Origin of the sequence: Kitasatospora sp. NPDC058184 (assembly GCF_042883725.1) — a bacterium.
GTDB lineage: Bacteria > Actinomycetota > Actinomycetes > Streptomycetales > Streptomycetaceae > Kitasatospora.
Genome location: NZ_JBHVVE010000011.1, coordinates 219,804 through 246,148, shown reverse-complemented (window position 1 = coordinate 246,148; position 26,345 = coordinate 219,804). Strand labels below are relative to the sequence as shown.

The following is a 26,345-nucleotide window of genomic DNA, read 5'->3' as shown; positions in this document are numbered from 1 at the left end:
CCCCCCGCCCCCGCACCTCCGCTCACACCTTCGCCAGCGCCCGCCGGACGTCCGCCCAGATGTCCTCGGGGTGCTCGATGCCCACCGACAGCCGCACCGTCCCCGGCCCGATGCCCGCCGCCGCCAACTCCTCGTCCGACAGCTGCCGGTGGGAGGTGCTGGCGGGGTGCAGCACCAGGGTGTGCACGTCGCCCAGGGACGGGGCCAGCGAGGCGAGCCGGACGGACTCGGTGAAGGTCGCGGCCGCTTCCCGGCCGCCGGCCAGGTCGAAGGCCAGGACTCCGCCGTGGCCGTCGGGCAGCAGGCGGCGGGCGAGGTCGTGGTCGGGGTGCGTGGGCAGGCCCGGGTAGTGGACGGCGGTGACCGCGGGGTGGGCGGCGAGCCGGCCGGCCAGGTCGAGCGCGGTCTCGCACTGGCGGCGGACCCGCAGGGCGAGGGTCTGCATCCCGCGCAGGGTCAGCCAGGCGGCGAACGGGTCGGCGGCGGCGCCGAGTTCGAGCGAGCGCCGCCAGACCCGGTGGTGCAGCGCCGGGTCGGCGAAGACGGCGATCCCGCCGAGGACGTCCGAGTGTCCGCCGAGGTACTTGGTCACGGAGTGGATCACGATGTCCGCGCCGTGCTCGATCGGGCGGCACAGCAGCGGGGTCGCGAAGGTGTTGTCCACCACGCTCACCACCCCGGCCCGCTTGGCGACGGCGATCAGCCCGGGCAGGTCGGTGACCCGGGTGGTGGGATTGGAGACGGTCTCCAGGAACAGCACCCGGGTGGTGGGGCGCAGTGCGGCCGCCACTCCGGCCGGGTCGTCGCCGCTCACGTAGCCGACCTCGACGCCCCAGCGCTCGGTGAGGTCGGTCAGCGCGCCGACGGTGCCGCCGTACAGGCTGCGCTGGGCGATCACGTGGTCGCCGGCGCGCAGCAGGGCGAGCAGCGCGGTGTTGATCGCCCCCATGCCGGAGGCGGTGGCGAGGGCTCCGGTGCCGCCCTCGAGTCCGGCGACGGCCTGCTCCAGCGAGCGGACGGTGGGGTTGCCGAAGCGGTTGTAGAAGAAGGCGCCGTCCGGTCCCCCGTGGGCTCCGGCGAGCGCGTCGCCGGTGTCGAAGGCGAACAGGTGGCCCTGGTGCAGCGGGACGCCCAGCGGACGGCTGCCGGTGACCTCGGTGAGCGGCGGGTGGACGACCCGGCTCTCGGGGCGCAGCTCGTCGGGGGCCTCGTGGGAGTGGTGGTCGCTCATGGCGTTCATCCTCGGGCGGTCCCGGCGCCCGGGCCATGGCCAATCGCCGTCGAGTGGCCTGCCCGGGCGGTCGTTCCGGCCCACCGCCCGGAGGCGGTGGCGACGCCCGGGTCGCGGCGGCGGGTGGTTCCCCTCTACGACGGGTGGCTCCCGACCACGGCGGGTGGCTCCCGGCGGCGGCGAGAGGCTCCCGACGCCTCACGGCTACTCGCGGCTACTTGCGGCTACTTGCGGCGGCTGAAGATCCGCTTGGCCGCGTAGACGATCCCGACGATCAGCAGCACCACGAACAGGATGATCAGGATCACCACGACCAGCAGGAACTTGCCCAGCTTGGCGAAGAAGCCCGACTTCTTCTTCTCCTCCTTGGCGAGGTTCGCGGCCTCGGCGGTGGAGGCACCGGAGGAGACCGTGGTGACGGAGGCACCGGAGGCGGCGCTCGCCCCGGTACGGACCTCCGTACCGGCGTCCGCGGTGGAGGCCCCCACGGCCGCCCCCGGGTTCGCGGCGGCGGCCGCGACGGTTCGGGGTGCGGCCACCGCCGCCGCACCCGATGCCACGGCGGTGAGGCCGGTGGCGGCCAGCAGGGCCACCAGGGCGCCAGCCATCGAACGTATGATCCGATTAGTCATCGTGCTCCTCAAAGCGGTTCCGGAGCAGCGCGGACCCCGCCGATCTGACCAATTTCTCATGGTCTGACCAGCTGGTTTTCCCATCCGCGCCTAGTATGCTCCACTGAAGTTCTACAGCGGTGTAAAAGTTTAGCGACGGGCCCTGCCCGGATCGGCTCCGGCCCCCGGCCACGCGAACCCGCCGCTTCGACGGGGGGCGCGTGGCAACTGTGGAGGATGACGACGTGTCTGGCCGCAAGGGTTCCCCCGGAGCCGAGAATTCGCCGCACCGGGCGGGCGGGCGCCGGAGCACCGGCCGGAGGGCCGACCGGACCGGAACCGGTCAGAACCCGGACAGCTCGGACATAGCGGAGGGCCCGGCGGAGGGCCGCGCGGCGGGCCTGGCGGAGGGCCGTGCGGCGGGCCGGGCGAAGAAGAAGCCCAAGCGCAGCACCAAGGAGAAGGTGCTCTGGGCGACCGCCGGCTGCACCGCCCTCGCCGTCCTCGGTGGCGCCGCCCTCTACTACCGGCTCAACAGCAACATCAGCACCTTCGACGGCGACGCCCTCAGCAAGGACCGCCCGGAGGCCGCTGCCCCGGACTCCCAGGGCCGCACCCCGGTCAACGTGCTGATGATCGGCTCGGACAGCCGCGGCAACGGCAACAGCGACCTGGGCGGCGGCGGGGACGGCGGCGCCCGCTCGGACACCGCGATCCTGCTGCACGTCTACGCCGACCACAAGCACGCCGTCGGCATCTCCATCCCCCGCGACTCCCTGGTCACCATCCCGCCGTGCAAGCTCCCCAACGGCAAGTGGACCAAGGAACAGACCAATGTGATGTTCAACAGCGCCTTCTCGGTCGGCGACAGCGACCAGGGCAACCCGGCCTGCACCCAGAACGCCGTCGAGAAGCTCACCAACCTGCGCGTCGACCACACCATCGTGGTGGACTTCAACGGCTTCGCGTCGATGACCAAGGCGGTCGGCGGCGTCGAGGTCTGCCTGCCGAACGACATCCACGAGGGGGACCTCAACCCCAACCTCGGCCGCAAGGGGAAGCTTCTCTTCGCCAAGGGCAAGCAGAAGGTCGAGGGCCAGAGCGCGCTGGACTACGTCCGGGTGCGGCACGGCATCGGCGACGGCTCCGACATCGGCCGCACCAAGCGCCAGCAGGCCTTCCTCTCCTCCCTCATCAAGGAGGTGAAGTCCCACGGCATGGACCCGACCACGCTGCTGCCGCTCGCCGACGCGGCCACGAAGTCGCTGACCGTCGACCCCGGCCTCGGCTCCGCCGCCAAGCTGCTCTCCTTCGCCATGGAACTCAAGGACGTGGACCTGCACGACATCAAGTTCCTGACCGTGCCGTGGCGTTACGAGGGCCCGCGGGTCGCCCTGGTCCACCCGGACGTGGACCAGCTGTGGGCCGCGCTCAAGGCCGACCGCACCATCGACGGCCAGGACGCGAGCGCCCCGGCCGAAGCCGGCTCCGCCTCCCCCGCCGCGGATCCCGCCACCACCCCCGCGGCCGCTCCGGCCCCGACGGCCGCCCCGGACGCCAAGGCCGCCGAGGTGAAGGTCTCCGTGCTCAACAGCACCGGCGAGACCGGGCTCGGCGGCCGGGCCGCGGAGACCGTCAAGGGCGCCGGCTACACCGTCACCGGCGTCGGCAACGCGGTCGGCAAGCCGCGCAGCACCACCGTCGTCGAGTACGGCACCGGCGAGCGCACCGCCGCCGAGTCGGTCGCCAAGCTCTTCCCCGGTGCGACCGTGCAGCCCGGCGGCCGGGGCGTCAGCGTCGTCCTCGGGCACGACTTCGCCGCCGCCAACCCGGCGGGCCCGGCCACGCCGGCCCCCGGTGGCGCCGCCACCGCGCCGGCCCCGCTGCCCACCAGCATCAGCGGCGCCGCCCGCTCGGCCGACGACGACCCCTGCAGCAACCTCTCGTACGGCTGAGCCCGGCCCCCTCGCACAGCGGTCCCCCGCACGACGGCGGGGCGCCTCCGGAACATCGCTCCGGAGACGCCCCGCCGAGGTACGTCCGAGGGGGTGTCAGCGCCTCGTCCCGCAGGACGGACAGAACGCGGCGCCGTCCGGGACGTCCTGGCGGCAGCCCGTGCACTGGACGGGCTGCGCCAGCCGGAAGCCGCAGCCCGGGCAGAACGGCGTGCCGTGGGTCTCGGTGTGGCACTGCGGGCAGACCAGCTGCCGCGGCGTGCTGACGTCGTACCCGGTCCCGGACTGCTGCCCGGCCTTGAACGCGCGCTCGGTGACCGCGTCGTTGAGACCGCGGTGCTGCGCCGCCACCGCCTCGGCCGCGGTGTCCGGGGCGCAGTTGTGGCACAGGCCCTGGGCCGGGTCGAAGCAGCGGCCGCAGGTGTATTGGGTGCACCGGGCGCAACGGTTGAAGTGGGACTGGGCGTTGGTGATGGCCCGCTGGAACGCGGCGTCCCGCGAGGTGCCCCAGGTCTGCCCGGCCAGCCCGTCGGCGGCGTTGCTGATGGTGTTGGCGTTGCCGCCGATCAGGTTCCAGGCCGCACTGACGCCCTTGCCTATCCAGCCGGCCATCTGGCCGGTCCGGAACGGTTCGAACGTCGAACGCCAGGTGTCCGAGCAGCGATAGCAGTAGAACTCGAACTGGAAGCCCGCGCCGGTGCCGTGCTGCTCGCACATGTCGCGGTAGTTGCTGCTGAAGTAGATCTCCGAACTCACGTCGTCCCCGGTCGCTCAATGGCCTGTCAGCGGTCGCTCCCAGGGACGATAGGGCCCATCGAACGGTTCCGCCAACAACGTTCGACCGTCCCCGATCAGAGCCCGGTGGCCGGCAGCAGCAGCACCCGTGCCGGATCGAACGGCTGCCAGCGCGCGGGCTGCCCGCTGCGGCCGATCCGCAGCCGGCACCAGCGCTGCCCGGCCGCGTCCTGCCACCACCCGCTGATCCGGCCGAGCGCCCAGGCACCGCCCCCGAGGTCCACCTCGACCGGCTGGTAGACCCACTGGACGTCCCGGTCCGCCGGTTCCGTTCCCACCGGACCACCGGCGCCCACGGGACTGCACTGACTCTCCATCACGGCTCCGTCTCCCGACCCGGACCCGGCCGCCGGACGCCCCGCTCGGGGGCGGCCGACGGCCGGGGTGCAGCTCACCTCCTGAACTCTACAGGCGTGTAGAGGTCAGCGGGAGGAGTTCCGTCGAAGACGATCGACCCGGCCGGAGGACCGGCCGGGTCGGGGCGCCGGGGCGAGCCGGCCTCAGCGGTCCTTCCGCATCGAGGGCTCCTGCACCGACGGCGTGCGCGCCGACGACCTGCGCGCCGACCGCCGCCGCTGTCACAGGGCCAGCGGCACGATCCCGGCCAGCGCGGCGGCCTCCGGCGCCGGCGGCGCCTCGAACGGCGCGCCGGCCGCGCCCGCCGCCCCGGCCGGCACCTTGTCGAAGGTGTCCGGGACGGGCAGGGTGGACCAGTCGGACAGCGGCCAGGCGACCACGAAGGCCCGGCCGACCACGTTGTCCACCGGCACGAAGCCGTCGCCGGTCTCGTTGTGGTGCCAGCGGGAGTCCCGCGAGTTGTTGCGGTGGTCGCCCATCACCCAGAGCTTGCCCTTGGGCACGGTGACGGTGCCCACCGGGTCGTTGTCGCAGGGCGTCGCACCGGGGAACAGGTACGGCTCGTCCAGCGCGACGCCGTTCACCCTCAGCGGCGCGCCCGCCTCGCAGTCGACGGTGTCCCCGCCGACCGCGATCACCCGCTTGATCAGGTCCTTCTCGTCCGCCGAGGGCATCAGGCCGACGGTGCTGAGCACCTTCTGGACACTGCCCATGACGGAGTCGCCGGAGCTCGCCGGCGTGCCCTCCAGCCAGCCGCCCGGATCGCGGAACACCACCACCTCGCCGCGCTCGGGCTTGGCGCCGAACCACGGGGTGAACTTGTCGACCAGCACCCGGTCGCCGATCGCGAGGGTCTGCTCCATCGAGCCGGAGGGGATGGAGAAGGCCTGCACGAAGAAGGTCTTGATGCCGAGCGAGAGCAGCAGCGCGATCACCAGCAGGATCGGCAGCTCCTGCCAGAACGGGCGCTTCTTCCGGGGGCGCTCGGCCTCCTCGTCGGCCTTCCCGGGAGCGTCGGCGCCCGCGTTCACCGCGTCCGCCCCCTCCGCCACCGCGGTGCCCGTACCCGCCTCCGCCCCCGCCCGGCCGTCCCCGGCCCCCTCGCGCTCCGCGGCTCCGCCGCTCTCGCCGGACTCCGCGCTCTGCTGCACAGTCATTTCCTCGGCCCCTCCGACGGCCTGGCGGGAGCCGGTAGGAAGACCCCCTGTCAGGAACGAACCTACCGAACAGAGGTTCCCGGGCGCGCCCTGACGTGGATGCGCTCGCCCTGCGGACCGAACAGGCTGAGGAACTCCACCGGCTGCGGGCCCGCGTTGCCGAAGGCGTGCGGGGTGCGGGTGTCGAACTCGGCGGCCTCACCGGCCGCCAGCACCAGGTCGTGGGTGCCGAGCACCAGCCGCAGCCGCCCGGACAGCACGTACAGCCACTCGTACCCCTCGTGGACCTTCAGCTCCAGGTCCGGCCCGGCGTTCCGGCCCGGCGGCACGATGTGCTTGTAGGCGTGCAGGCCTCCCAGGTGGCGGGTGAGCGGGACGATGGTCTGGCCGTTCCTGGTCACCGGGCGCGGGTGGATCCGCGGGTCTCCGGTGGCCGGGGCGCCGACCAGTTCGTCCAGCGGCACCCGGTACTCCCGGGCCAGCGGCAGCAGCAGCTCCAGCGTCGGCTTGCGCTGCCCGGACTCCAGCCGGGACAGCGTGCTGAGCGAAATGCCGGTGGCGGCCGCCAGTTTGGCGAGCGTGGTGCCGCGCTCCCTGCGCAGCGCCCGCAGCCGCGGGCCCACCGTGGTGAGGACGTTCTCGAACTCTTCGTCGGCCATGCCTGCCATTTGCCGGTACGGCAAGGACCCTTGTCAATCCGGCACACGGGTGAGGACCCCTCCGCCACCCCTGCGGGTCACGCCCCCGGGGCGCGTCCACGGCCCCGACGCCTATCCTCGCGTCATGCGCATTCACCTCACCCGGGACAGCGTCGCGGCCGGCGACGACGCCGACGCCCCGCACGCCGGGACCGTCACGCTCCCCGACGGCCTGGACGCCCCGGCGGCGCTCACCGCCCTCGGGCTCCCCCGGCCCCGGCTCCCGCTGATCGGGGGCGGCCTCGCCACCTGGGTGGTGCGCGCCGCCGACGGCACCCCGCTGGCCGTCCTCGCCCAGCAGTGGCCGCTGCCCCGCCCGCTGCCGGCCTGGCAGGGCCCGCTCGACCGCCTGGCCGGAGCGGACGGCACCGTCCGGCTGCACGTCGAGTACCGGCGCCAACTGGACCCGGAGGCCGAGTACCAGCGGCTGCTGCCCGGCTGAGGCCTACGGGTCCGAACAGCTACGGCGTGCCGAGGAACCAGAAGAACGGCCCCTGCTCGTACAGCGACCGCACGATCGGCTCGGACCAGTCCGTGACGACGAACAGCACCAGGCCCACCGCCCCGCCCAACAGCAGCCCGGCCGCCACGGCCGCCGTCATCATCCCCGCGATCGCCCGCATCCGGGCCTCCTCCCCCGTCGCCGGGGAGACTCCCCCGCCGGCCCCGCACCGGCACCGAACGTCCTTGGACCGAGGCCGAGTTGTCACCGAGCAGTGAGCAACGGTGAGCAACGGGGGTGGGAAGCGCGGCCCGCTACCGGTACTCGCGCAGCCTGGCCCGCACCCCGAACGCGGTGAGGCCGAGCGCCAGCAGCAGCGCCCCGCCGGCCAGCGCCGCCGTGGTGCCGTCGAGGTCGTCGTCGGTCGCGGCGACCGCCCGGTCCATCGCACCCGCGTTGATCGCGATGGTGTCCCCGATCGCGGTGCCCAACTGCCCGAAGTCGTAGTCGGACTGGCCCTTCGACAGCCCGGTGTTGAGCGTGACCGCCTCCTTCAGCCTCCCGGCGTCGCGCAGCTCGCGGATCCCGCGGTCGGTCCGCTGGTACTGCTGGAAGGCGTCCAGCACCCGCTCAGCGGCGTCCTGCTCGCCCGCGAAGGTGATGTTGTGCAGCTCGCTCCCCAGGTAGCCGCCGAAGGGGACCGCCGTACGGTCCGCGCGGTGCCGGGCGGCGGCGTCGGCCAGCCGGGCGCCGTAGTCCGACAGTGCCGCCCCGTCGAGGCGGACGATCGCCTGCGCCTTGTCGAGGAAGCCCTGCTCGTAGGCGGCGGCGCGGCTCGGGTCGGTGAGGTAGCGGCTCTCGTCGGCGTTCATGTCGTACGCCACGGCGCGGGCCCGGCTGAGCGCGATCACCGAGTCGTAGGCGTTGCTCTTGGCCGTCACCAGGCGGTCGTCCGCACGGCCCGCCAGGGCGAGCGCGGTCACCAGCGCCACGCCGGTCAGCACGGTGACGGCGGCCAACGCCGGGCTGAGGACCCGCCGGTAGCGCACGGCGAGGGCGCGCTGGAGGCCCAGCAGCGCGGCCAGCGCGAGCAGGCCGACGGCGAGCAGCCACCACCAGCCGCCGCCGAGCGCCCGGCGCTGCCCGGAGTACACCTGCTCGACGGTGGCCTCGTTGGCGGCGGTGACCTGGTCGGCGGCGGGCAGCAGCTGTTGGCGCAGCAGGTCGGTGGCCTGCCGGTAGGTGTCCAGGGCGGCCGGGGAGGGTTGTCCGGCCGGTGCCTTGGCCTGCTCCTCCAGCAGCCGGGCCTGGGCCACCAGGGCCTCGTAGCCGCCCAGTCGGCCGAGCACCAGCTGGACGGCGCGCTGCCCGGCCGGATCGTCGGCGGCGGCCTGGGCAGCCTGCTGGAGGTCGTCGTCGGCCTGGGCGCGGCGCTGCTCGTAGGCGTCCAGGGTCTGCCGGCGCAGCGCGGTGTAATCGGGGTCGGCGCCGACCAGCAGCAGGTTGGCGGCCTGGGCGTCCATGTCGCTGAGCGCGAAGTAGAGGTCGGCGGCGCGGGTGGCCTGCGGGGCGGCCCGGTGGCCGATGGTGTCGGTGCCGTCGCGGGCTCCGCCGAGCACGGCGGTGGCGGTGGCGCCGAGGGCGAGCAGGGCGGCCAGGCTCAATGCGGTGAGGCCGCGGACCAGGCGCGGGGTGGTCCAGTAGGACCGGCTGCCCGTCCTGCGGACGGCCCGGCCCAGGCGGGTCGGGGCACCCGGCGCCTTCCCGGCTCGGCCCTCCTCGGCCCGTTCCTCCCGGCCCCGGCCTTCCCCGGCGCGGCCCTCCCCGGCAGGGTCGTCCTCCCGCGGGGCGCTCGCCCGGTGCTCCATGGAGGTCGTCATGACCACCCGTCCCTTCCCCCGTCGCACGGTCTGCCGACGCCCCGGCCGGAACCAAAGCACAGAACCGTTTCTCCACTTCCGCCGCGCGACGCTAGTGCCGCGTCACCGGCGACGAGGTGCTCCCTGACACCTCCTTGACGCCGCCGGGCACCGTTCTTGACGCGCTCTTGGCGCGCCCTCCCGGTGCCCGGCAGCCGTCACCCTCCGGCGAGGGCCGGGCGGCTCAGCCCTGGCCGGCCCTGCCGCCGCGATTCGCGCCCTCCTTCCGACGGGCCCTCTTCTTACGGGCGCGCTCGGACACGGCGGTCCTCCTCGTGGACGTCGGGTCGGCCCGGTTCAGGCCGCCCGGCCGACCAGCTGGTCGGCAAGCCTCGCCAGCCGCTTCAACGAACGCTCCTCCTGGGCGACCAGCGCCGTCTGCGCGACCGAACCGCCGTCGTAGTAGGCGCCGTTGGCGACCGCCACGCCCGGCAGGCAGAGCCGGACCACGGCCGCCGCCCCCTCCGCGGCCGGCGCGCCCGTGCGCCCGTACAGCGGCAGCAGCGCGGTGGCGCACTGGCCCGGGTTGAGGCTGACGGCCGTGATGCCGGAGCCGGCCGGTGCCATCTCGGCGGTCGCCATGGTGAGCGCGAGCTGCGACTGGGCGTACACGGCGACCCGCGAGTACCTCTTCGTCCGGTGCGGGTCCGCCCAGTTCATCGAGGCGGTGCGGTGCAGCGAGGAGGAGACGTTGACGATCCGGGCGTCGCCGGCCGCCGAGAGCGGCGCCCGCAGCAGCCGCGCCAGCAGGTGCGCGGCCAGGAAGTTGACCTGGAGCGAGACCTCGTTGCCGTCCTCGGTGAGGGTGCAGCGCTCGGGTGCCATCGCCGCGGCGTTGTTCACCAGCAGGTCCAGCGCCGGGTAGTGCTTGACGACCGTGCCGGCCAGCGCGGCGATCTCCGCGAGGTGGGTGAAGTCGGCTGCCAGTTCGACGAGTTGGTCCCGCCGGGCGCCCGCGGCGACCAGGCGCCCGACGGCCGCCTCGGCCTCGGCGGCGGTCCTGGCGTGCACCAGCACGGTGGCGCCCAGCCCGGCGAGCAGCCGGGCGGTCTCCCAGCCGATCCCGGAGGAGGCCCCGGTGACCAGGGCGGTGTGGCCGGACAGCACGGTGCCGGACATTGCGGACACGGCGGAGATGGACAGGACGGAGTCGGACATGACCGTTCCCAGGGTGCGTGGCACCGCCGGCCCTGACCGGACCGGGGGTGCGGGCTCAACTGGCCCGATGGAATGAGGAGAAGAGGAACGCCGAGCGCCTTCTACGGATCGCGACGGCCCCCGGACGAGGCCCGCGCGCGCCCGCCCCCGCCCCCGCCCGCGCCGCGACGGCGCCGGGACGGGGTACGGCGCGCACCGTGCCCTCCGGCGGGGAGGCGCGGATCAGCGCACGGCGATGACGGCCACGGCAGCGCGGACCGTCGGCCGCCTATGCGGCGGACGGTCGTGATGGCGTACCGGGCGGTTCATGCTCCTCATCCAACCGACGCTCCCCCACCCGGGCAAGCGCCGCGCCGACGCCCTGACGAATCCCTGACGCGGCCCCGCCGCGCGGTCACCGCCCCTGGGGCCCGGGGCGCCCGGAGCTCCGGCCTACAGCCAGTTCCGCTTCTTGAACACCAGGTACAGCCCGGTGCACACCAGTGCCATCAACCCGATCGCGAACGGGTAGCCGAAGGCCCACTGGAGCTCCGGCATCGTCTCGAAGTTCATCCCGTACACCGTGCCGATCAGGGTCGGCGCGAAGAGGATGGCCGCCCAGGAGGAGATCTTCTTGATCTCGTCGTTCTGCACGTGCCCCGCCTCGGCGAGCTGCTTCATCTCCTCGTTCTGCCGCTGCGAGACCAGCGTCGCGTTGACGGTCAGGATGTTCTGGAGCATCTGCCGGAAGCCGTCCACCCGCTCGGCGGCGTAGGTGGCGTGGTCGGCGACGTCGCGCAGGTAGCGCTGGAGCTCCTCGTCGGTGCCGTACTTGCCGAAGCCCGCCTCCAGGCTCTTCATGATCTCCAGCAGCGGGCGGGTGGCCCGCTGGAACTCGATCACCTCGCGGGACAGCTCGTAGATGCGGCGGGAGACCTGCGGGTCGCCCCCGAACACCTCGGTCTCGATCTCGTCGATGTCGTGCTGGAGGCCGGCGATCACCGGCGCGTAGCCGTCCACCACGGCGTCCAGCACCGCGTACAGCACCGCCTCGGGGCCGAGCGCCAGCAGCTCCGGGTCGTCCTCCAGGCGGCGGCGCACCGCCGACAGGTCCGGGGCCTGGGAGTGCCGGACGGTGAGCACGAAGTCGGGGCCGACGAAGAGGTGGATCTCGCCGAAGTCGACCTCCTCCGCCTCGTCCAGGTAGCGGGCGGCGCGCAGCACGACGAACAGGGTGTCGCCGTAGCGCTCCAGCTTCGGCCGCTGGTGGGCGACGATGGCGTCCTCGACGGCCAGCTCGTGCAGGTCGAACCGGTCGGCGGCCTCCAGCAGCTGCGCCTCGGCGGGGCGGAACAGGCCGATCCAGGCCATCGTGCCGGGCCGGTCGGGCAGCGTGCGGTAGATGTCGGCGAGGTCGGTGGGCGCGTCTATCCGGCGGCCGTCGCGGTAGACCGCCGCGTCCACGACGGAACGCTCCAGCGTCACCGGTTCGACGGGCTGGTCGGGGCGCGGGTCCATCGAGTGCTCGGGCGCCGGCTGGGTGTCCGAGGGCCGGACGACGGAACGGGAGAACGGACGCTTGCTCGCGCGCACGGCGCGCACACGCCAGTCGGACATGGCGGAGACCTCCACGGGGGATGCCCGGCCGCCGTACGGGAACACGGCGGACCGGAGGCGCCCGGCCGGCCGCCACGCGCACTGCGCGACCGGCGGCGCCTCGCCGGGAGGACGAGGTCAGTGCCGCGCGGGAGCCGTACGGGAGGAGGTGTGCCGGGGGCTGCGAGTGGTGCGGGACAACCGGGGGCGGGGCCGACTTCGACCCGTACTACTGCACTCCACGGCTCTCACCTCCTCGGCTCCGCGCGCTCACGCACCGGGAGGGGCGCCAGCACAACCCCGCCGAGTCTAGTACCCGTACGCCCCGGCCTCCGACCAGGGCCCCGGGCCGGGCACGCGTCCACCGCCCGCACCGGTGTTCCACGGAGCGCCCGGCGCCGGCCCCGCTCCCTCTCAACGGCCCCGCCGGGCAGGGTTGTTCGTCCACAGCGAAGCCGTCACGAATCGGCGACCACGCCACTACGCTACGTGTCATGACTTCTTCGAAGAAGGCCCCGGGGCGGGGTACTGCGGTGGTGGTCGGCGGCGGACTCGCGGGGCTGGCGGCCGCCTGGGCGCTGCGCGGGATCGCCGAGCGGATCGTCGTGGTGGAGCGCGACCGGTACCCGGCGGGGACGGAGTTCCGGGCCGGGGTGCCGCAGGGCCGGCACGCCCACCTGGTGCTGGAGGCCGGGCACCGGCTGCTGGACGAGATGATGCCCGGCATCAAGCAGCAGCTGATGGACGCGGGCGCGCAGCGGGTGGCCGCCTCGGACGTCAGGTGGCTGTGCTCCGCGGGGTGGCTGGCCGAGTACCCGGCGCAGATGGCCTTCCTCTCCTGCACCCGGCCGCTGCTCGACGCGTTCGTGCTGGACCGGGTCCGCGCCCACCCCGCGATCGAGTTCCTGGAGGGGACGGACGTGGTCGGGCTGCTCGGCTCGGCGACGGCGGTGACCGGGGTGAAGGTCCGCGAGCGCGGCCCGGAGCGCGGCGAGGTCCGGGAGATACCGGCCGAGTTGGTGGTGGACGCGGCCGGGCGCTCGACCTCGGTGCCGAAGTGGCTGGCCGAACTGGGCTGCCCGCCGGTGCCCGAGGAGCGGGTGGACGCGGGCGTCGCGTACGCCTCCCGGATCTTCCACCGCCCGGCCGGGTCCGACCTCGGCGACCAGGCGGTCTACCTCCAGACCAAGGCCCCGGACGCGCAGCGGATGGGCGTCCTGCTGCCGGTCGAGGGCGACCGCTGGATCGTCAGCCTCGCCGGGATGCGCGGCGCCGAACCGGCGGCCGGCCCGGAGGGGTTCACCGAGCACCTGGGACAGCTGCGCGACCCCCTCCTGCACGAGGTGCTGCAGGGCGCCGAACCGGCGGGCGAGGTCCGGGGGTTCCTCCCCGGCCCGGGCGTGCGCCGGCACTACGAGCGCGGCGGCCCGGACGGGCTGGTGGTGGTCGGCGACGCCGCGAGCACCTTCAACCCGGTGTACGGCCAGGGCGTCACCGTCGCCCTGTTCTGCGCCCGGGAGCTGCGCCGCTCCGCGAAGCGGCACGGCGGCATCGGGCACGCCGCGGCCCGGGCCGCGCGGCGCGCCGTCGCCGCGGCCTCCGCGGTGCCGTGGATGATCTCCTGCGCCGAGGACGCCCGCTTCCGCGCCACCGCCGGCGCGCCCTCCGGGGCCCTGGTCGGGCTCCAGCACCGGTTCTTCGACAAGGTGCTGGCCGCCAGCACCCGGGACCCGGCGGTCACCGCGGCGTTCCACGAGGTGATGTCGCTGGTGGCGCCGCCGTCGCTGCTGTTCCGGCCGTCGGTGCTCGCGGCGGTCCTGCGGGCCTGAGGGGGCACGGGAACGAGGGGCCGGCGCGGCGCTCCGGGCTTGGGGGGCGCGGCGCCGGCGCGGCGCTCCGGAGCGCTGCATCCCGAGGTGCGTAGCGCTCCGGAGCGCTACGCCCCGAGGTGCGCGGCGACGTACGGCAGCGCCACCTGCTCCAGGCCGCGCAGGCCGAAGGCGGGGTGGACGTTGACCTCGAAGACCACGCCGCCGCTCTCGGCCGCGAGGTCCACCCCGGCCAGGTCGAGCCCCAGGGAGGCGGCCGCCGCAACGGCCGACTCCGCGAGCCCGTCCGGCAGTTCGGCGTAGTCGAGCACGGTGGAGACGGCCCCCCGGCTCTCGTTGCAGGGCGCGTCCGGGTCCGCCTGGACGTGCTCGACGACCCGGACCACACGCCCGTGCAGCACCACCACCCGGTACTGGTGGCGGCGCCCGTCCGGGAGGATGTTGCGGGCGTCACGGGCGAGCAGCCAGGGCGCCCGCGCGTAGTGCCGCGCGGCGGCGTCCAGCTGGGCGCGGGTCGTGACGTGGAAGACGTCGTCGCCGCCCATCCCGACGCAGGGCCGGGCCCAGACGTCGCCGCCGAGTTCCGCGAAGGCCTCGGCGGCGGCCTCCGGGCTCGGCTCGCGGAGCGCGATGCTGGGCATGTGCGGCACGCCGTCCCGGACGAAGCGGGCGACGGTGAGGTCCTTCTCGGTGGCCGCCCGCCATGCCTGGGCGTCGGTGCCGAGCGAGCGGGCGCCGAATCCGCGCAGCCGCCGCTGGAAGCCCTCGAACGCGCGGCGCCGGTGCGGCGGGATCTCGTAGACGATCACCGTCTCGGCGGTCACCGTCCGGCCGCCCGCCTCCAGTCGGAACCCGCCCGCGTCGTCGGCCTTGATCTGGCCGCTGCCGCCGGTCAGGAAGTGCCGGGCGTCCAGCTGTACGGGTTCCCGGCCGGTCAGCGTCCGGGCGGCGGCGGCGAGCACCTGCCGACTGCCTTCGGTCGAGCTGTGATCGGTCAGGAGTACGAGATCGCGTCGGGGCATGCGGACATGCAAGCGAGTGCGGCGTGGCCACGACAAGGCGGCCTCGTGCGCCATCGGCCCGGCGGGGTGGCCGAAACCGGGTATCCGCAACCGTGCCGCCCCGCTCCGAGCCGTCCGCTTCGTCGCCCGGATAATTCGGATGCGCCCGCTCCGCCCGCCCGATAGCCTGCCCGACATGTCTACGCCCCGAATTTCCTAGCTCGCGGACCCACTTCCACGCCACCCGTGTGTCCGCAAGCTTTTTCGGAGCGTTATCCCATGATCACCACCCGTGGTGTCGACGTGCGCGTCGGCGCCCGCCTGCTGCTGTCCGACGTCACCCTGCACATCGCCCCCGGCGACCGGATCGGCCTGGTCGGCCGCAACGGCGCCGGCAAGACCACCCTGCTCGCCACCCTGGCCGGGCAGCTCGCGCCCGCCGCCGGCACGGTCACCCGGACCGGGGCCGTCGGCTACCTCCCGCAGGACTCCCGCGCCGCCGACCCGTCGGCCACCGTCACCGACCGCGTCCTGTCCGCCCGCGGCCTGGACGCCGCCGTCCGCGCCGTGCGCGCCGCCGAGGCCGCGATGGCCCGGGCCGGGTCGCCCGCCGAGGAGCGCCGGGCGATGGACGCGTACGTCCGGGCCGAGGCCGGGTTCCAGTCCCGGGGCGGCTACGCCGCCGAGGCCGAGGCGGCCCGGATCGCGGCCGGGATCGGCCTGCCCACCCGGGTGATGGACTCCCCCGTCGGCACGCTCTCCGGCGGTCAGCGCCGCCGGGTCGAACTGGCCCGCATCCTGTTCGCCGACCACGGCACCCTGCTGCTGGACGAGCCGACCAACCACCTGGACGCCGACTCCGTCGCCTGGCTGCGCGGCTTCCTCGCCACCCACCGCGGCGGACTGGTCCTGATCAGCCACGACCTCGGACTGCTCGAGGAGACCGTCAACCGGGTCTTCCACCTGGACCCGCAGCGCGCCACGATCGACGTCCACAACACCGGCTGGCAGACCTACCTGGCCCAGCGCGCCGCCGACGAGCGCCGCCGCACCCGGGAGCGCGCCAACGCCGAGCGCAAGGCCGCCGCCCTGCACACCCAGGCCGACCGGATGCGGGCCAACGTCGCCACCGCGACCACCGCCCGCAGCATGGCCCGCCGGGCCGACCGGATGCTCGCCGAGCTCGAACCCGTCCGGCAGGCCGAACGCACCGCCCGGATCCGGCTGCCCGAGCCCGCCCCGTGCGGCCGGATGCCGCTGGGCGCGATCAGCCTCGCCAAGTCCTACGGCGGCCGGCCGGTGCTGACCGGCCTGGACCTCGCCGTGGACCGCGGCAGCCGGCTGGTCGTGCTCGGCCCGAACGGAGCCGGCAAGACCACCCTGCTGCGCGTCCTGGCCGGCCGGGAGGCCCCGGACACCGGCCGCGTCGTCCCCGGCACCGGCCTGCGGCTCGGCTACTTCGCCCAGGAGCACGACACCCTCGACCCGGCGCTCAGCGTGCGCGACAACCTCGCCGCGGCCGCGCCCGGCCTGACCGACGGCGAACTGCGGCACGTGCTGGGCGCGTTCCTCTTCCGCGGCGACGACGCCGACAAGCCGGCCGGGGTACTGTCCGGCGGCGAGAAGACCCGGCTCGCCCTGGCCGCCCTGGTGCACTCCGGCGCCAACGTGCTGCTGCTCGACGAGCCGACCAACAACCTCGACCCGGCCTCCCGCACGGAGGTCCTGGCCGCGGTCGGCGGCTACCCCGGCGCGATCGTGATGGTCACCCACGACCCGGACGCCATCGAGGCACTCCGGCCGGTCCGCGTGCTCCTCCTCCCGGACGGCGACGAGGACCTCTGGCACGACACCTACCTGGACCTGGTCACGCAGTCCTGAGGGTTGGTGCCCGCCCGCCGGGCTTCCTCCCGGCGGGCGGGCCGGCCCGGCCCGGCTACGGCTTGCGCGCCTCGATCAGGAAGCGCGCCGAGTGGGCGACGAACGGCCCGTCGGCGCGGATCCGCCCGTCCAGCTCGCGCAGCCGGTCCCGGTGGGTCTCGACGGTGAAGCCCGGGACCATCCAGACCACCTTGCGCAGGAAGTACACCACCGCGCCGATGTCCCGGAACTCCGTCCGCAGCCGCTCGGACCGCAGGTCCACCACCTCCAGCCCGGCCGCCCGCGCCTCGGCACTCTCCACTTCGGGGCGGCGGCCCTCCCGTGCCTCCGGCTGCGGCCCGAGGAAGTACTCGACCAGCTCGAAGACCGACGCCGGGCCGACGTGCTGGGCGAAGTACGTGCCACCGGGGCGCAGCACCCGGGCGATCTCCGTCCACCAGGCCCGCACCGGGTGCCGGCTGCTGACCAGGTCGAAGGCCCCGTCGGCGAACGGCAGCGGCGGCTCGTCCGGGTCCGCGACCACCACCGCGCCCAGCGGGTGCAGCAGCCGCGTGGCGCGGGCCAGGTTGGGCGGCCAGGACTCGGTGGCCGCGAGAACGGGCGGCCGCCCGCCCAGCCGTACGGCGCCCGCGAGCACCTCGCCCCCGCCGGTCTGGACGTCCAGCGCCGCCGTCGCCGCGCCCAGCCGTCCCGCCAGCAGCCGCTGGTAACCCCAGGAGGGCCGCTCCTCGGTCGCCCGGCCCTCCAGCCAGGAGAAGTCCCAGCCGTCCACGGACACGGACTCCGCCTCGGCGATCAGCTCTTCGAAGGTACGCATGTCCGCATCATGGCGGCGGGTCCACCGCCCGGCCAGCGGATTCCCTCGACCGAGACGCCGCCGGCCACTGCATCGACCGCGGCTTCCGAAAATTGATGACGGATCCTCATATTCCTGTGGAAGAAGCTCGATTGGCCCCGACAGAACCTTCACGCGATGTTGGGGAAATCTCACCTCGGCGGAGCCCGGAGCTAACGTCGTGGTTACACACCGTCGGTACGCTGGGGGACGACGGTGATCGGCAACGGACCCGAGGGGAGGCGGCGGTGACGGCACGGCGCATCTCGCGCGGCAAGCGGCTCGCCCTTCTCTTCGCCGCGCTCGTCTCGGCCCTGTTCGCCGTCCTCGGGACCGGCGCCCAGGCGTACGCCGCCGAGCCGCTGCCGAAACCCGCGGCAGCTGCCGAGGGGGACCCGACCTGCAAGGCCCACCATGCCGCGGAGGCCCTGACCGGCCGGGCCGCGGTCCGCCACCGCGCGTGCGGCGGCACGGCCGTCCGCACGGCCCTCCTCGCCCCCGTCGGCACCGGCGTCGCGGCCACACCCGCCACGGTGCCCACCGGGCCGGTACCGGAAGCGAACGGGTCGAGACCGGCCGCGCTCGCGCGCCTCCAGGTGTTCCGCTGCTGACAGCTCCCGCGAGCTGACGCTCCCCGCACGCGATCCGGCGCGCGCCCGGTACGGGCACGCGCGGCCCCGCCATGCCCTCGGCCGACGATCCGCCGCACCCGCGTCAGCCCGCCGCTGCCCCATGACAGCAGCTCCCCGCCCGGCACCACCCGGGCGGGCAGAAGGAGACCTCTCATGCAGTCCCTCGTGACGCACGCCCGCGTCTTCCCGCACCGGCTCGCCACCAGCGGCCACGACCTCGGCCGGCTCTCGGCCGGGCAGGCCCCCGAAGCCCTGTTCATCACCTGCTCCGACTCCCGCGTGGTTCCGGCCCTGATCACCGGATCCCGCCCCGGGCAGCTGTTCGAGCTGCGCACCGCCGGGAACATCGTCCCCGCCTACGACACCACCGCCCCCAGCGGTGAGGCGGCCACCATCGAGTACGCCGTCGACATCCTCAGGGTCCCCGACATCATCGTCTGCGGGCACTCCCACTGCGGGGCCATCGGTGCCCTCGTCCGGGCCGAGGACCTGGCCCCCGTCCCCGCCGTGCGGACCTGGCTCGAGCACGCCGCTCCGCCGACCCGCCACCTCGCCCCCGTTCCGGCCCACGACCAGGAGGCGGACGTCGCGGGGCCGGTACAGCGCAACGTGCTCGCCCAGCTCGACCGGCTGCACACCTACCCGGGCGTGACCCGCCGCCTGGCGGAGGGCACCCTGCGCCTGCACGGCTGGTACTACGAGGTGCACACCGGCACCGTCCTGGCCGGCTCGGACCGGGGGTTCCTGCCGCTGTGAACACGCCCGACCGCAACCGCATCCCCGACCGCTCCGGGCTCCGTGGCCGCAACCGGTTTCCCGACGGCTCCGACCGTTCCGCCGCGTCCGCGCCGCGCGGCCCCTTCGCGCACTGGCGCCAGGACCTGCCCGCCTCGCTGGTCGTCTTCCTGGTGGCCGTCCCGCTCTGCGTGGGCGTCGCCGTCGCCTCCGGCGTGCCGGCCGAACGCGGCCTGATCACCGGCATCGTCGGCGGCCTGGTCGTCGGCCTGCTCCCCGGCAGCAGCCTCCAGGTCAGCGGGCCGGCCGCCGGACTGACCGTTCTCGTCTACGACGCCGTCCAGCAGTTCGGGCTCGCCTCCCTGGGGCCCCTCGTCCTCGCCGCCGGGGTCCTCCAGGTCACGATGGGCCTGCTGCGGATGGGCCGCTGGTTCCGCGCGATCTCCCTGTCGGTCGTCCACGGCATGCTCGCCGGGATCGGCCTCATCCTGATCCTCGGCCAGCTGTACGCCGTCTCGGGCCGCTCCGCGCCGGGCACCGGCCCCGCCAAGGTGGCCGGGCTCCCCGCGCTGCTCGGCGACTGGCTGACCGGCCGGGCCGCGATGACCGCCGTCCTCATGACCGCCGCCACGGTGGCCCTGCTGACGTGCTGGAAGAAGCTGCCCGGCCCCGTCCGCGCGGTGCCCGCCCCGCTGGCGGCGGTCGCCCTCGCCGCCGGTGCGACCGCGCTGTTCGACCTGGACGTCCCCAGGGTGGACGTGGACGGCCTGCTCGGCGCCGTCGCCGTCCCGACCGCGGACGGCTTCGGGGCCGTCGCGAGCGCGGCGGGCCTCGGCACCGTGCTCGCGTTCGCCGTCATCGCCTCCGCCGAGAGCCTGTTCAGCGCCGCCGCGGTCGACCAGATGCACGACGGACGCCGCACCGACTACGACCGGGAGCTCACCTCCCAGGGCGTCGGCAACGCCCTGTGCGGGCTGCTCGGCGCGCTGCCGATGACCGCCGTGATCGTCCGCAGCGCCGCCAACGTCCAGGCCGGCGCCCGGACCAGGACCTCCCGCGTCCTGCACGGTGTCTGGCTGCTGCTGTTCGCCGCGCTGCTGCCCGCCGCACTGGGACTGATCCCGCTCGCCGTCCTCGGCGGCGTCCTCATCCACGCCGGCGGCAAGCTGATCCCGCTGCGGCAGGGCGCGGACCTGTGGCGGGCACACCGCGGCGAGGTCGTGGTGCTGACCGCCACCGCCGGCGCGATCGTCGTCACCAACCTCTTCGAGGGCGTGCTGCTCGGGGTGGCCCTCGCCGTCGCCAAGAGCGCCTGGCAGACCTCCCGGTTGCACATCGATCTCACCGACGACGGTGACGGTCGACCGCTGCAGGTCCGGCTGAGCGGCAACGCCACCTTCCTGCGGCTGCCCCGCCTGCTGGACACGCTGGAGTCGCTGCCGACGGACCGCGCGGTCGACCTCGACTGGAGCGAACTGCGCCACCTCGACCACGCCTGCCGCAGCGCCCTGCTCACCTGGGCCGACCAGCACACCGCACGCGGCAGCACCGACGTGCGGCTGAAGCCGCCACTGGTCATGAGCGCCTGACGGTCGGACGGACGGCGGGTGGGCGGGGCGGTTCACGGAGCGCCCCGCCCACCCGCCGACGCGCCCTCGCGGAGCAGCCCGCGGCGGTTCACCGAGCCGACCGTCGACCGTCGCGGTGTCCCGGCCGGCGCCGGCCGGGCGTTCCGCTACCGTCCGGACTCCTCCGCCCCGACCCCGGCGGTGACCTCGGCCAGCTGGTCGAACGTGCGGTTCAGTACCGACCGGCGATCGTCCTTGTAGCCCGGGGAGGGTTCCAGGTCGTCGACGGTCCGCTCCCAGACGGCCATGAACGCCGCCTTCCAGCCCGTGATCACGTCGGTTTCCGGCAGCTGGTGGACACCGTGGCCGGCCCGCGCCATGACGTACAGCAGCTCCAGATTGCACGGCACGGCGACGCCCCAGTACTCGTCCGGTTCGAGCTCGACGGGATCGCCGGCCATCGCCTCGGCGACCTCGGTGACGAGCCGGTCGATGAGGACCGACAGGTGGTCCAGCGCCGTGTCGCTCTCGAAGTTCCCACTGCCCCACGTGCCCACGAGGTCTCCTCTGAAGGGTGCCGCCGTCTGTCCCCGCCATCGAAGCAGGCGGCACTGACACCGCCGGGCGGCCCGTCCGGTCGCGGCGACGGCTCAGGCGACGGTTCTGGCTCCGGCTCGGGCGACGGCTCGGGCTCGGGCTCGGGCGACTGCTCGGGCTCCGGCTCCGGCTCCGGAGACACCGACAGGGCCTTCCGGCGGCCGAGGGGCCGGACCGCTCAACGGGCCCACGCTCCCCCGTCGTTCGACCGCTCACCCCGGCCCGCCACGGATTCGGACACCGCGACGAAGGCCCGCACGAGGGGGCGGTCGTCTCCCCGGCGGGTGGCCAGGAAGACCCGGCTCACGGCGGAGGGCCCGTCGAGTTCGAGGCTCCGGGCGCCCTCGGGAAGCAGCGTGGTGACGCTGTGGGGGGCGATGGTGACACCCAGGCCGGCGGCGACCAGCATGGTGATGGTGTGCCAGTTCGAGCACTCCTGCGCGACCCTGACCTCGTTGCCGGTGTCCCGGATCGGCCGGGTGTTCACGTCGAAGGCGCGGGCCCCCGCCGAGCGCGGGAAGAGGATCAGGGGGTCGGCGGCCAGCGCCGCCGGTTGCACCCGCTCCCCCCGCGCGGCGGGGTGGTCGGCGGGGACGACCGCGACGAACCGTTCCGTCGCCAGGAGCGCGAGGTCGATGTCGTCGCGCTCCTCGGCGTCCCGGACGATCCCGATGTCGGCCGTGCCGCGTTCCAGGGCTGTCAGGACGTCGACGGTGAAGCCGTCGTGGAGCCTGACCTGGACGTCCGGGCGGCGGAGCGAGAAGGCGCGGAGCCGTTCACTGACGATCGCGGTGGCGGAGGTGATGAAGGCGACGTCCAGACGGCCCGCCTCACCGCGGCCGACCCGGCCGGCCTCGTCCAGATCGGCGGCCAGCCGGCCCAGGATGTCCCTCGCCCGCGGCCGGAACGTCACTCCGGCGTCCGTGAGGCGGACGCTCCGGGAGGTCCGCCGGAACAGCTCGACACCGACGATCCTCTCCAACTGCCTGATCTGCTGGGACAGGGCCGGCTGGGCGATGTGCAGCAGCCGGGCGGCACGACCGAAGTGCAACTCCTCGGCCAGCGCCAGGAAGTACCGCAGGTGCCGGAGCTCGATTCGCTGATCCATATCTTCAGCCTATGGATGGCGGCCGGCGTACGTATTGGACACCTGGGTGGGCGCGGCCGCAGGCTGACGTGGTGCCATCCAGGGAAGGAACCCGCCCCGTGCCGTACGCCTCAACCCCGCCCGTGGTCTCCTCGATCGCCTCGCCGAGCGACGCCGAGGCGTTCCGCACGCTGAACGAGGAGTGGATCGCGCGACTGTTCACCCTGGAGGAGGCGGACCGGGCCGTGCTCGGGGATCCGTTCGGCCGCATCGTCGACCCGGGCGGCGACGTGCTCCTGGCCCGCGAGCCGGACAGCGGAACCGTCGTGGGCTGCGTGGCGCTCCTGGCCCACCCCGACGCCGTGTTCGAGCTGGCGAAGATGGCCGTGGACCCCGACGCGCAGGGGCGTGGCATCGGCCGCCTGCTCGTGGCCGCCGCGATCGACCGGGCCCGCGAACTCGGCGGGACCAGGCTGTTCCTCGGCACCAACAGCAGGCTGGCCCCCGCCGTCCACCTCTACGAGGACGCCGGGTTCGTCAGAATCACCCGCGACCGGCTCCCGGTGGCCGACTACTACGCCCGCGCCGACATACTGATGGAACTGGGCTGAGGCCCGTGCCGCCCGTCCGTACCGCGCCCGCGCCTGCACCTGCGGTGCGGACGGACGCGTGAACGGAGGAGGTCGGCATGGACGGTGGTCACCACGGTCGTGACGGCGGTGACTCGTGACCCAGCGGTGCCGTCGTCGGCGGCAACGGGCCCTTCGGCAGCGACGGGCCCGTCGGTAGCAGCGGCGGCCGTGGCAGCGGCCCGGCAGCCCACCGGTACGATCACGGCCCGGGGTTCGGGAGCATCGAGGAACGTGACGCGCCCGGTGCGCGCGAAGCACCTCAGGACGGGGGGACGACCGTGGAGTTGCCCGACGGGATTCCTACAGAGATCAGGGCCCTGTGCCAGGAGGGTGATGCGCTGGTCGGACTGGGAGAGTTCGCCGAGGCCAAGCAGCGCTACCTCGAAGCCCTTCGGCTGCTGCCGGGCGACCACCGCGCATGGGCGGCCGCGACCTGGATCTACGTCGCGATCGGAGACGTGCACTTCCGACTGGGCGTCCACGACAGGGCCTACAAGTGCTTCCACAACGCGGTCCAGTGCCCCGACGGACTCGGCAATCCGTACGTCCACCTACGGTTGGGTCAGACCGCCTTCGAGCTGGGCGACCACGACCGCGCCGCGGACGAGCTGATCAGGGCCTTCATGGGAGGCGGGCCCGAGATCTTCGAGGAGGACGACCCCAAGTACCTCGGGTTCCTGAGGACTCGGGCCGACCTGAACCGCCCGGGCGCCGTCACCTCCTGACAGCCTGCCACCGGGCGAGCCACCCGGAACCCCACCCCTGACCGCCCGGGGCCGGGCAGGAACCACGACGACGTCGAGCCCGGTCCGAGCCCCGCAGCGGCCGCTACGCGCCCGGCCGACGCCGTCGGCAGCTCCTCGGACTTGGGCCGGCCGCCGCCCGATCTCGCCTGGCACCCGGGCCCGGTGGGCCCGGCGTCGGCCGGCCCCACCGGCTCACGGTCCGACGCTTCCTGCTGCGCGGTCAGCTCATCAGCACGCTGAACGCCCTCCCGCTACGCATGCTCGGCAGCCCCGGCGCCCAGCGGGTTCAGCAACCACGTGGCGCGGTCCGGGTTGGGCGACCAGGGCTCGGTGGCGACGAGCACGGACGGGCGCCCGTCCAGCCGCCCGGTGCCCGCAGGCACCTCGCCGTCACCGGTCTGGACGCCCAGGGTCCCTGCCCCCGTGCCCAGCCGCCCGACTGGCACCACCGATAGCCCGCCCGGGGCCCCCAGCCAGGAGAAGTCCCAACCGTCCACGGACACGGCCTCGACCTGGGCGTCGATGACCAGCTGGTCGAAGGTGCACTCGTCCGCATCATGGCGGCGGCGTAGGCGCCGTCCTGCCGGTGGATCGGCCGGCCGTCCAGCGGCCACCGTTCCCCGCCCCCACCTCTCGGCGGTTCCGTGACGGCCCCGAAAAACGGGTACTCACCGCCGGTACGGCCGCGCCATGATGGCGCCGCGCGAACCGTTTCCGCTCCCGCCGACGCCCCCTGGAGGTCCTGACACCATGAGCCAGTCCGCCCTCGGCCGCTTCTACGACGATTTCGCCGACGACTACCACCTCCTCTACGCCGACTGGAACGCCTCGCTCGCCCGTCAGGGCTCCGCGCTGGACGCCGTGGTCCGCGCGGCTCTCGGCGACGGCCCCGCCGAGGTGCTGGACTGCGCCTGCGGTATCGGCACCCAGGCGATCGGCCTGGCCGCCCTCGGCCACCGCGTCACCGGCACCGACCTGAGCCCGGTCGCCGCCGCCCGCGCCACCGCAGAGGCCGCCGAGCGCGGCCTCCGGCTGCCCACCGCCGCCGCCGACATGCGGGAACTCCCCTTCCCGGACGGCCGGTTCGACGTCGTCGTCTGCGCCGACAACGCGCTGCCCCACCTGCTCACGGCCGAGGACGTCCGCGCCGCGCTCGGTGAGATGCGACGGGTCCTGCGCCCGGGCGGACTGCTCCTGGTCACCACCCGCCCGTACGACGAGCTGCGCCGCACCCGGCCCGCCTCCACTCCGCCGCAGACCGCCGAGCACGGCGGCCGACGGTCGGTCCTCTTCCAGCTCTGGCAGTGGCACGAGGACGGCGAGCGGTACGACCTGGAGCTCTTCCGGCTGCTGCCGGACGAGGCCGACGAGTGGCGGGTCGCAGTCCGCCGCTCCACGTACTGGGCGCTCACCCAGGACGAGCTGAGCGCCTTCGCCGCCGAGGCCGGCCTGGCCGGCATCCGCTGGGAGCAGCCCGCCGACACCGGCTTCTTCCAGCCCGTCCTGATCGCCCGGACGCCCTGACCTGCGCGGACGCAACGGCCTGCCGTGGCAGGGCCCTTTTGCGCCTCCACTTTTGCCGATCCATGTTAATTTTTACTCATGCGAGTAAATCCTGACTCCTCTCCTGACGCCCCCGCCTCCGGCCGGAGCGTCACCACTGATGCCCGACGCGCCCAGATCGTCGCCGCCGCGATCGGGACCGTCGCCGAACTCGGCTACGCCCGGGCCTCGTTCGCGCAGATCGCCAAGCGGGCGAAGCTCTCCAGCGTGCGGCTGATCTCGTACCACTTCCAGGACAAGGAGGACCTCTTCCAGGCCCTCGTCGACTCCGTCCAGGAGTCGGCGCAGGCCTTCATGCAGCCGCGCATCCATGCCCGGCCCGCGCCCGCCGCGCGGCTGGCCGCCTACATCGAGGCGAACCTGGAGTTCCTGGCGGAACACCCGGTCGAGGTACGGGCGCTGGTGGACGTCCTCGCCAACGCCCGCCGGGAGGACGGCAGCCCGCTGGTCAGCTCCGCCGGCTTCGACACCCCCGTCTCGCTGCTGGTCCGACACCTGCGGGACGGACAGCTCAGCGGTGACTTCCGGCCGTTCGACCCCGAGGTGATGGCCCTGGCGATCCGCGCCTCGATCGATGCGGCCGCCAACCGGCTGTCCGCCGGGGACGACTTCGACGTCCGCGCCTACGGGCGCGAGCTGGTCACCCTCTTCGCCCTCGCGACGGGGACCGAGGCCGGGGCCGGGACCGAGGAGACGAAGTGACCCTCCACGCCGCCCCGCGCCGAACCGCCCTCCTCTTACCCCTGCTGATCGATCTCGTCCTCCCTCTCGCCGTCTACTACGGGCTGCGCTCGGCAGGCGCGGACCAGTGGTGGGCCCTGCTGTGGTCCGCCGCCGTACCTGCGGTCACCGTGGTGGTACGGCTGGTCCGAACCCGCCGCGTCGACTTCCTGGCCCTGCTGATCCTCAGCATGATCGCCCTCGGTCTGGTGCTCTCGATTCTCACCGGAGACGCCCGCACCCTGCTGATCCGCGAGGCCTGGACGGGCATGCTCGGCGGGCTCCTCGGGGTCTGGTTGCTGGCCTCCGTCGGCTACGGGCGTCCGGCGCTGATGGTGGTCTTCCGCTCCTTCGTGCAGGCCAAGGCGGGCGAGGACGGGCTGCGTGCCTGGGAGGCACGCTGGGAGCAGGACTCCGCGTTCCGTCACGGCGTCCGGGTGCTCACCGCGGTCTGGGGCGCGGCCAGCCTGCTCAACGCCCTTGCCCAACTGGCCTTCGCGTACCTCCTTCCCATCGACACCGCCCCGGCGGCCATGAACCTGTGCTGGCCGGTGATCGCCGCGCCGCTGCTCGTCTTCCACCTCCGGTACACCAGGCGCCACGGCCTGCGGGCCTGACCGG

The 26,345-nt window shown here is 74.2% G+C and carries 26 protein-coding genes; 12 read left to right on the top strand and 14 right to left on the bottom strand.

The genetic code is table 11. The features are described from left to right. Positions 1-22 precede the first annotated feature (22 nt). Both ACFVXH_RS22880 and ACFVXH_RS22875 read right to left on the bottom strand, forming a co-directional pair. A complete protein-coding gene (locus ACFVXH_RS22880; RefSeq protein WP_387826585.1) occupies positions 23-1,231 on the bottom strand; it encodes a trans-sulfuration enzyme family protein in 1,209 nt (402 codons plus the stop codon). A 224-nt stretch (positions 1,232-1,455) separates the two neighbouring features. After that, positions 1,456-1,839, bottom strand: coding sequence for a hypothetical protein (locus ACFVXH_RS22875; protein ID WP_387826582.1), 384 nt, complete (start codon positions 1,837-1,839; stop codon positions 1,456-1,458). Between the two features lie 368 nt (positions 1,840-2,207). Between ACFVXH_RS22875 and ACFVXH_RS22870 the strand changes: the two genes are divergently transcribed. After that, the gene (locus ACFVXH_RS22870) at positions 2,208-3,797 is read left to right on the top strand and encodes an LCP family protein (protein ID WP_387826685.1); all 1,590 of its coding nucleotides are present in this window, start codon (positions 2,208-2,210) and stop codon (positions 3,795-3,797) included. A 96-nt stretch (positions 3,798-3,893) separates the two neighbouring features. Here ACFVXH_RS22870 and ACFVXH_RS22865 read toward each other — a convergent pair whose 3' ends face one another. From ACFVXH_RS22865 to ACFVXH_RS22850, 4 genes are all read right to left on the bottom strand, one after another. Continuing rightward, positions 3,894-4,553: a zinc ribbon domain-containing protein gene (locus ACFVXH_RS22865; protein ID WP_387826579.1), complete on the bottom strand. Its 660-nt coding sequence runs from the start codon at positions 4,551-4,553 to the stop codon at positions 3,894-3,896. A gap of 95 nt (positions 4,554-4,648) precedes the next feature. Beyond that, complete coding sequence (locus ACFVXH_RS22860) at positions 4,649-4,870, bottom strand: hypothetical protein (RefSeq protein WP_375873829.1); 222 nt, start codon at positions 4,868-4,870, stop codon at positions 4,649-4,651. Positions 4,871-5,170: 300 nt separating this feature from the next. Further along, positions 5,171-6,106 carry a signal peptidase I gene (gene lepB / locus ACFVXH_RS22855; RefSeq protein ID WP_387826576.1) on the bottom strand — a complete coding sequence of 312 codons (936 nt, stop codon included), beginning with the start codon at positions 6,104-6,106 and terminating at the stop codon, positions 5,171-5,173. A 62-nt stretch (positions 6,107-6,168) separates the two neighbouring features. Next, a complete protein-coding gene (locus ACFVXH_RS22850) occupies positions 6,169-6,765 on the bottom strand; it encodes a helix-turn-helix domain-containing protein (protein WP_049654612.1) in 597 nt (198 codons plus the stop codon). A gap of 124 nt (positions 6,766-6,889) precedes the next feature. Here ACFVXH_RS22850 and ACFVXH_RS22845 point away from each other — a divergent pair, with 124 nt between their 5' ends. Next, positions 6,890-7,246 (top strand): hypothetical protein, encoded by a 357-nt coding sequence (locus ACFVXH_RS22845; protein WP_053112212.1) that lies wholly within the window; start codon positions 6,890-6,892, stop codon positions 7,244-7,246. 19 nt (positions 7,247-7,265) lie between these two features. Here the strand turns inward: ACFVXH_RS22845 and ACFVXH_RS22840 are convergent, their stop codons facing one another. From ACFVXH_RS22840 to ACFVXH_RS22825, 4 genes are all read right to left on the bottom strand, one after another. Next, the gene (locus ACFVXH_RS22840) at positions 7,266-7,427 is read right to left on the bottom strand and encodes a hypothetical protein (protein WP_158077757.1); all 162 of its coding nucleotides are present in this window, start codon (positions 7,425-7,427) and stop codon (positions 7,266-7,268) included. A gap of 133 nt (positions 7,428-7,560) precedes the next feature. Beyond that, positions 7,561-9,126 (bottom strand): hypothetical protein, encoded by a 1,566-nt coding sequence (locus tag ACFVXH_RS22835; RefSeq protein ID WP_387826571.1) that lies wholly within the window; start codon positions 9,124-9,126, stop codon positions 7,561-7,563. 336 nt (positions 9,127-9,462) lie between these two features. Then, positions 9,463-10,284, bottom strand: a complete 822-nt coding sequence (locus tag ACFVXH_RS22830; protein WP_387826682.1) for an SDR family NAD(P)-dependent oxidoreductase — start codon at positions 10,282-10,284, stop codon at positions 9,463-9,465. Positions 10,285-10,755: 471 nt separating this feature from the next. Beyond that, positions 10,756-11,919 (bottom strand): magnesium and cobalt transport protein CorA, encoded by a 1,164-nt coding sequence (locus tag ACFVXH_RS22825; protein WP_049654602.1) that lies wholly within the window; start codon positions 11,917-11,919, stop codon positions 10,756-10,758. 473 nt (positions 11,920-12,392) lie between these two features. Here ACFVXH_RS22825 and ACFVXH_RS22820 point away from each other — a divergent pair, with 473 nt between their 5' ends. Then, positions 12,393-13,727 (top strand): NAD(P)/FAD-dependent oxidoreductase, encoded by a 1,335-nt coding sequence (locus ACFVXH_RS22820; protein ID WP_387826568.1) that lies wholly within the window; start codon positions 12,393-12,395, stop codon positions 13,725-13,727. A 107-nt stretch (positions 13,728-13,834) separates the two neighbouring features. On the opposite strand, the gene ACFVXH_RS22815 is transcribed toward ACFVXH_RS22820, so the two are convergent. Beyond that, on the bottom strand, positions 13,835-14,749 hold the full coding sequence (locus ACFVXH_RS22815; RefSeq protein ID WP_074004822.1) for a RimK family alpha-L-glutamate ligase: 915 nt from the start codon (positions 14,747-14,749) through the stop codon (positions 13,835-13,837). Positions 14,750-15,007: 258 nt separating this feature from the next. Between ACFVXH_RS22815 and ACFVXH_RS22810 the strand changes: the two genes are divergently transcribed. Continuing rightward, on the top strand, positions 15,008-16,609 hold the full coding sequence (locus ACFVXH_RS22810) for an ABC-F family ATP-binding cassette domain-containing protein (protein ID WP_387826565.1): 1,602 nt from the start codon (positions 15,008-15,010) through the stop codon (positions 16,607-16,609). 55 nt (positions 16,610-16,664) lie between these two features. Here the strand turns inward: ACFVXH_RS22810 and ACFVXH_RS22805 are convergent, their stop codons facing one another. Then, positions 16,665-17,426 carry a class I SAM-dependent methyltransferase gene (locus tag ACFVXH_RS22805; protein ID WP_387826562.1) on the bottom strand — a complete coding sequence of 254 codons (762 nt, stop codon included), beginning with the start codon at positions 17,424-17,426 and terminating at the stop codon, positions 16,665-16,667. Between the two features lie 266 nt (positions 17,427-17,692). Between ACFVXH_RS22805 and ACFVXH_RS22800 the strand changes: the two genes are divergently transcribed. The 3 genes from ACFVXH_RS22800 to ACFVXH_RS22790 all read left to right on the top strand — a co-directional run bounded on the left by ACFVXH_RS22800 (position 17,693) and on the right by ACFVXH_RS22790 (position 20,400). Then, the gene (locus ACFVXH_RS22800) at positions 17,693-18,055 is read left to right on the top strand and encodes a hypothetical protein (protein ID WP_049653423.1); all 363 of its coding nucleotides are present in this window, start codon (positions 17,693-17,695) and stop codon (positions 18,053-18,055) included. A 174-nt stretch (positions 18,056-18,229) separates the two neighbouring features. After that, positions 18,230-18,832, top strand: a complete 603-nt coding sequence (locus ACFVXH_RS22795; protein WP_049653421.1) for a carbonic anhydrase — start codon at positions 18,230-18,232, stop codon at positions 18,830-18,832. Next, a complete protein-coding gene (locus ACFVXH_RS22790; protein WP_387826557.1) occupies positions 18,829-20,400 on the top strand; it encodes a SulP family inorganic anion transporter in 1,572 nt (523 codons plus the stop codon). Before ACFVXH_RS22795 ends, ACFVXH_RS22790 begins: the two co-directional genes overlap by 4 nt. A gap of 146 nt (positions 20,401-20,546) precedes the next feature. Here the strand turns inward: ACFVXH_RS22790 and ACFVXH_RS22785 are convergent, their stop codons facing one another. Both ACFVXH_RS22785 and ACFVXH_RS22780 read right to left on the bottom strand, forming a co-directional pair. Further along, positions 20,547-20,936: a DUF4259 domain-containing protein gene (locus ACFVXH_RS22785; RefSeq protein WP_074004825.1), complete on the bottom strand. Its 390-nt coding sequence runs from the start codon at positions 20,934-20,936 to the stop codon at positions 20,547-20,549. 218 nt (positions 20,937-21,154) lie between these two features. Next, a complete protein-coding gene (locus tag ACFVXH_RS22780; protein WP_074004826.1) occupies positions 21,155-22,084 on the bottom strand; it encodes a LysR family transcriptional regulator in 930 nt (309 codons plus the stop codon). Positions 22,085-22,182: 98 nt separating this feature from the next. Here ACFVXH_RS22780 and ACFVXH_RS22775 point away from each other — a divergent pair, with 98 nt between their 5' ends. From ACFVXH_RS22775 to ACFVXH_RS22755, 5 genes are all read left to right on the top strand, one after another. Beyond that, positions 22,183-22,674 (top strand): GNAT family N-acetyltransferase, encoded by a 492-nt coding sequence (locus ACFVXH_RS22775; protein WP_074004827.1) that lies wholly within the window; start codon positions 22,183-22,185, stop codon positions 22,672-22,674. Positions 22,675-22,973: 299 nt separating this feature from the next. Next, positions 22,974-23,420: a tetratricopeptide repeat protein gene (locus ACFVXH_RS22770; protein WP_387826553.1), complete on the top strand. Its 447-nt coding sequence runs from the start codon at positions 22,974-22,976 to the stop codon at positions 23,418-23,420. 771 nt (positions 23,421-24,191) lie between these two features. Beyond that, positions 24,192-24,965: a class I SAM-dependent methyltransferase gene (locus tag ACFVXH_RS22765; protein ID WP_074004829.1), complete on the top strand. Its 774-nt coding sequence runs from the start codon at positions 24,192-24,194 to the stop codon at positions 24,963-24,965. Between the two features lie 78 nt (positions 24,966-25,043). Next, positions 25,044-25,706 (top strand): TetR/AcrR family transcriptional regulator, encoded by a 663-nt coding sequence (locus ACFVXH_RS22760; protein ID WP_387826550.1) that lies wholly within the window; start codon positions 25,044-25,046, stop codon positions 25,704-25,706. Then, positions 25,703-26,341: a VC0807 family protein gene (locus ACFVXH_RS22755; RefSeq protein ID WP_387826547.1), complete on the top strand. Its 639-nt coding sequence runs from the start codon at positions 25,703-25,705 to the stop codon at positions 26,339-26,341. Before ACFVXH_RS22760 ends, ACFVXH_RS22755 begins: the two co-directional genes overlap by 4 nt. The last annotated feature ends 4 nt before the right edge of the window (positions 26,342-26,345 follow it).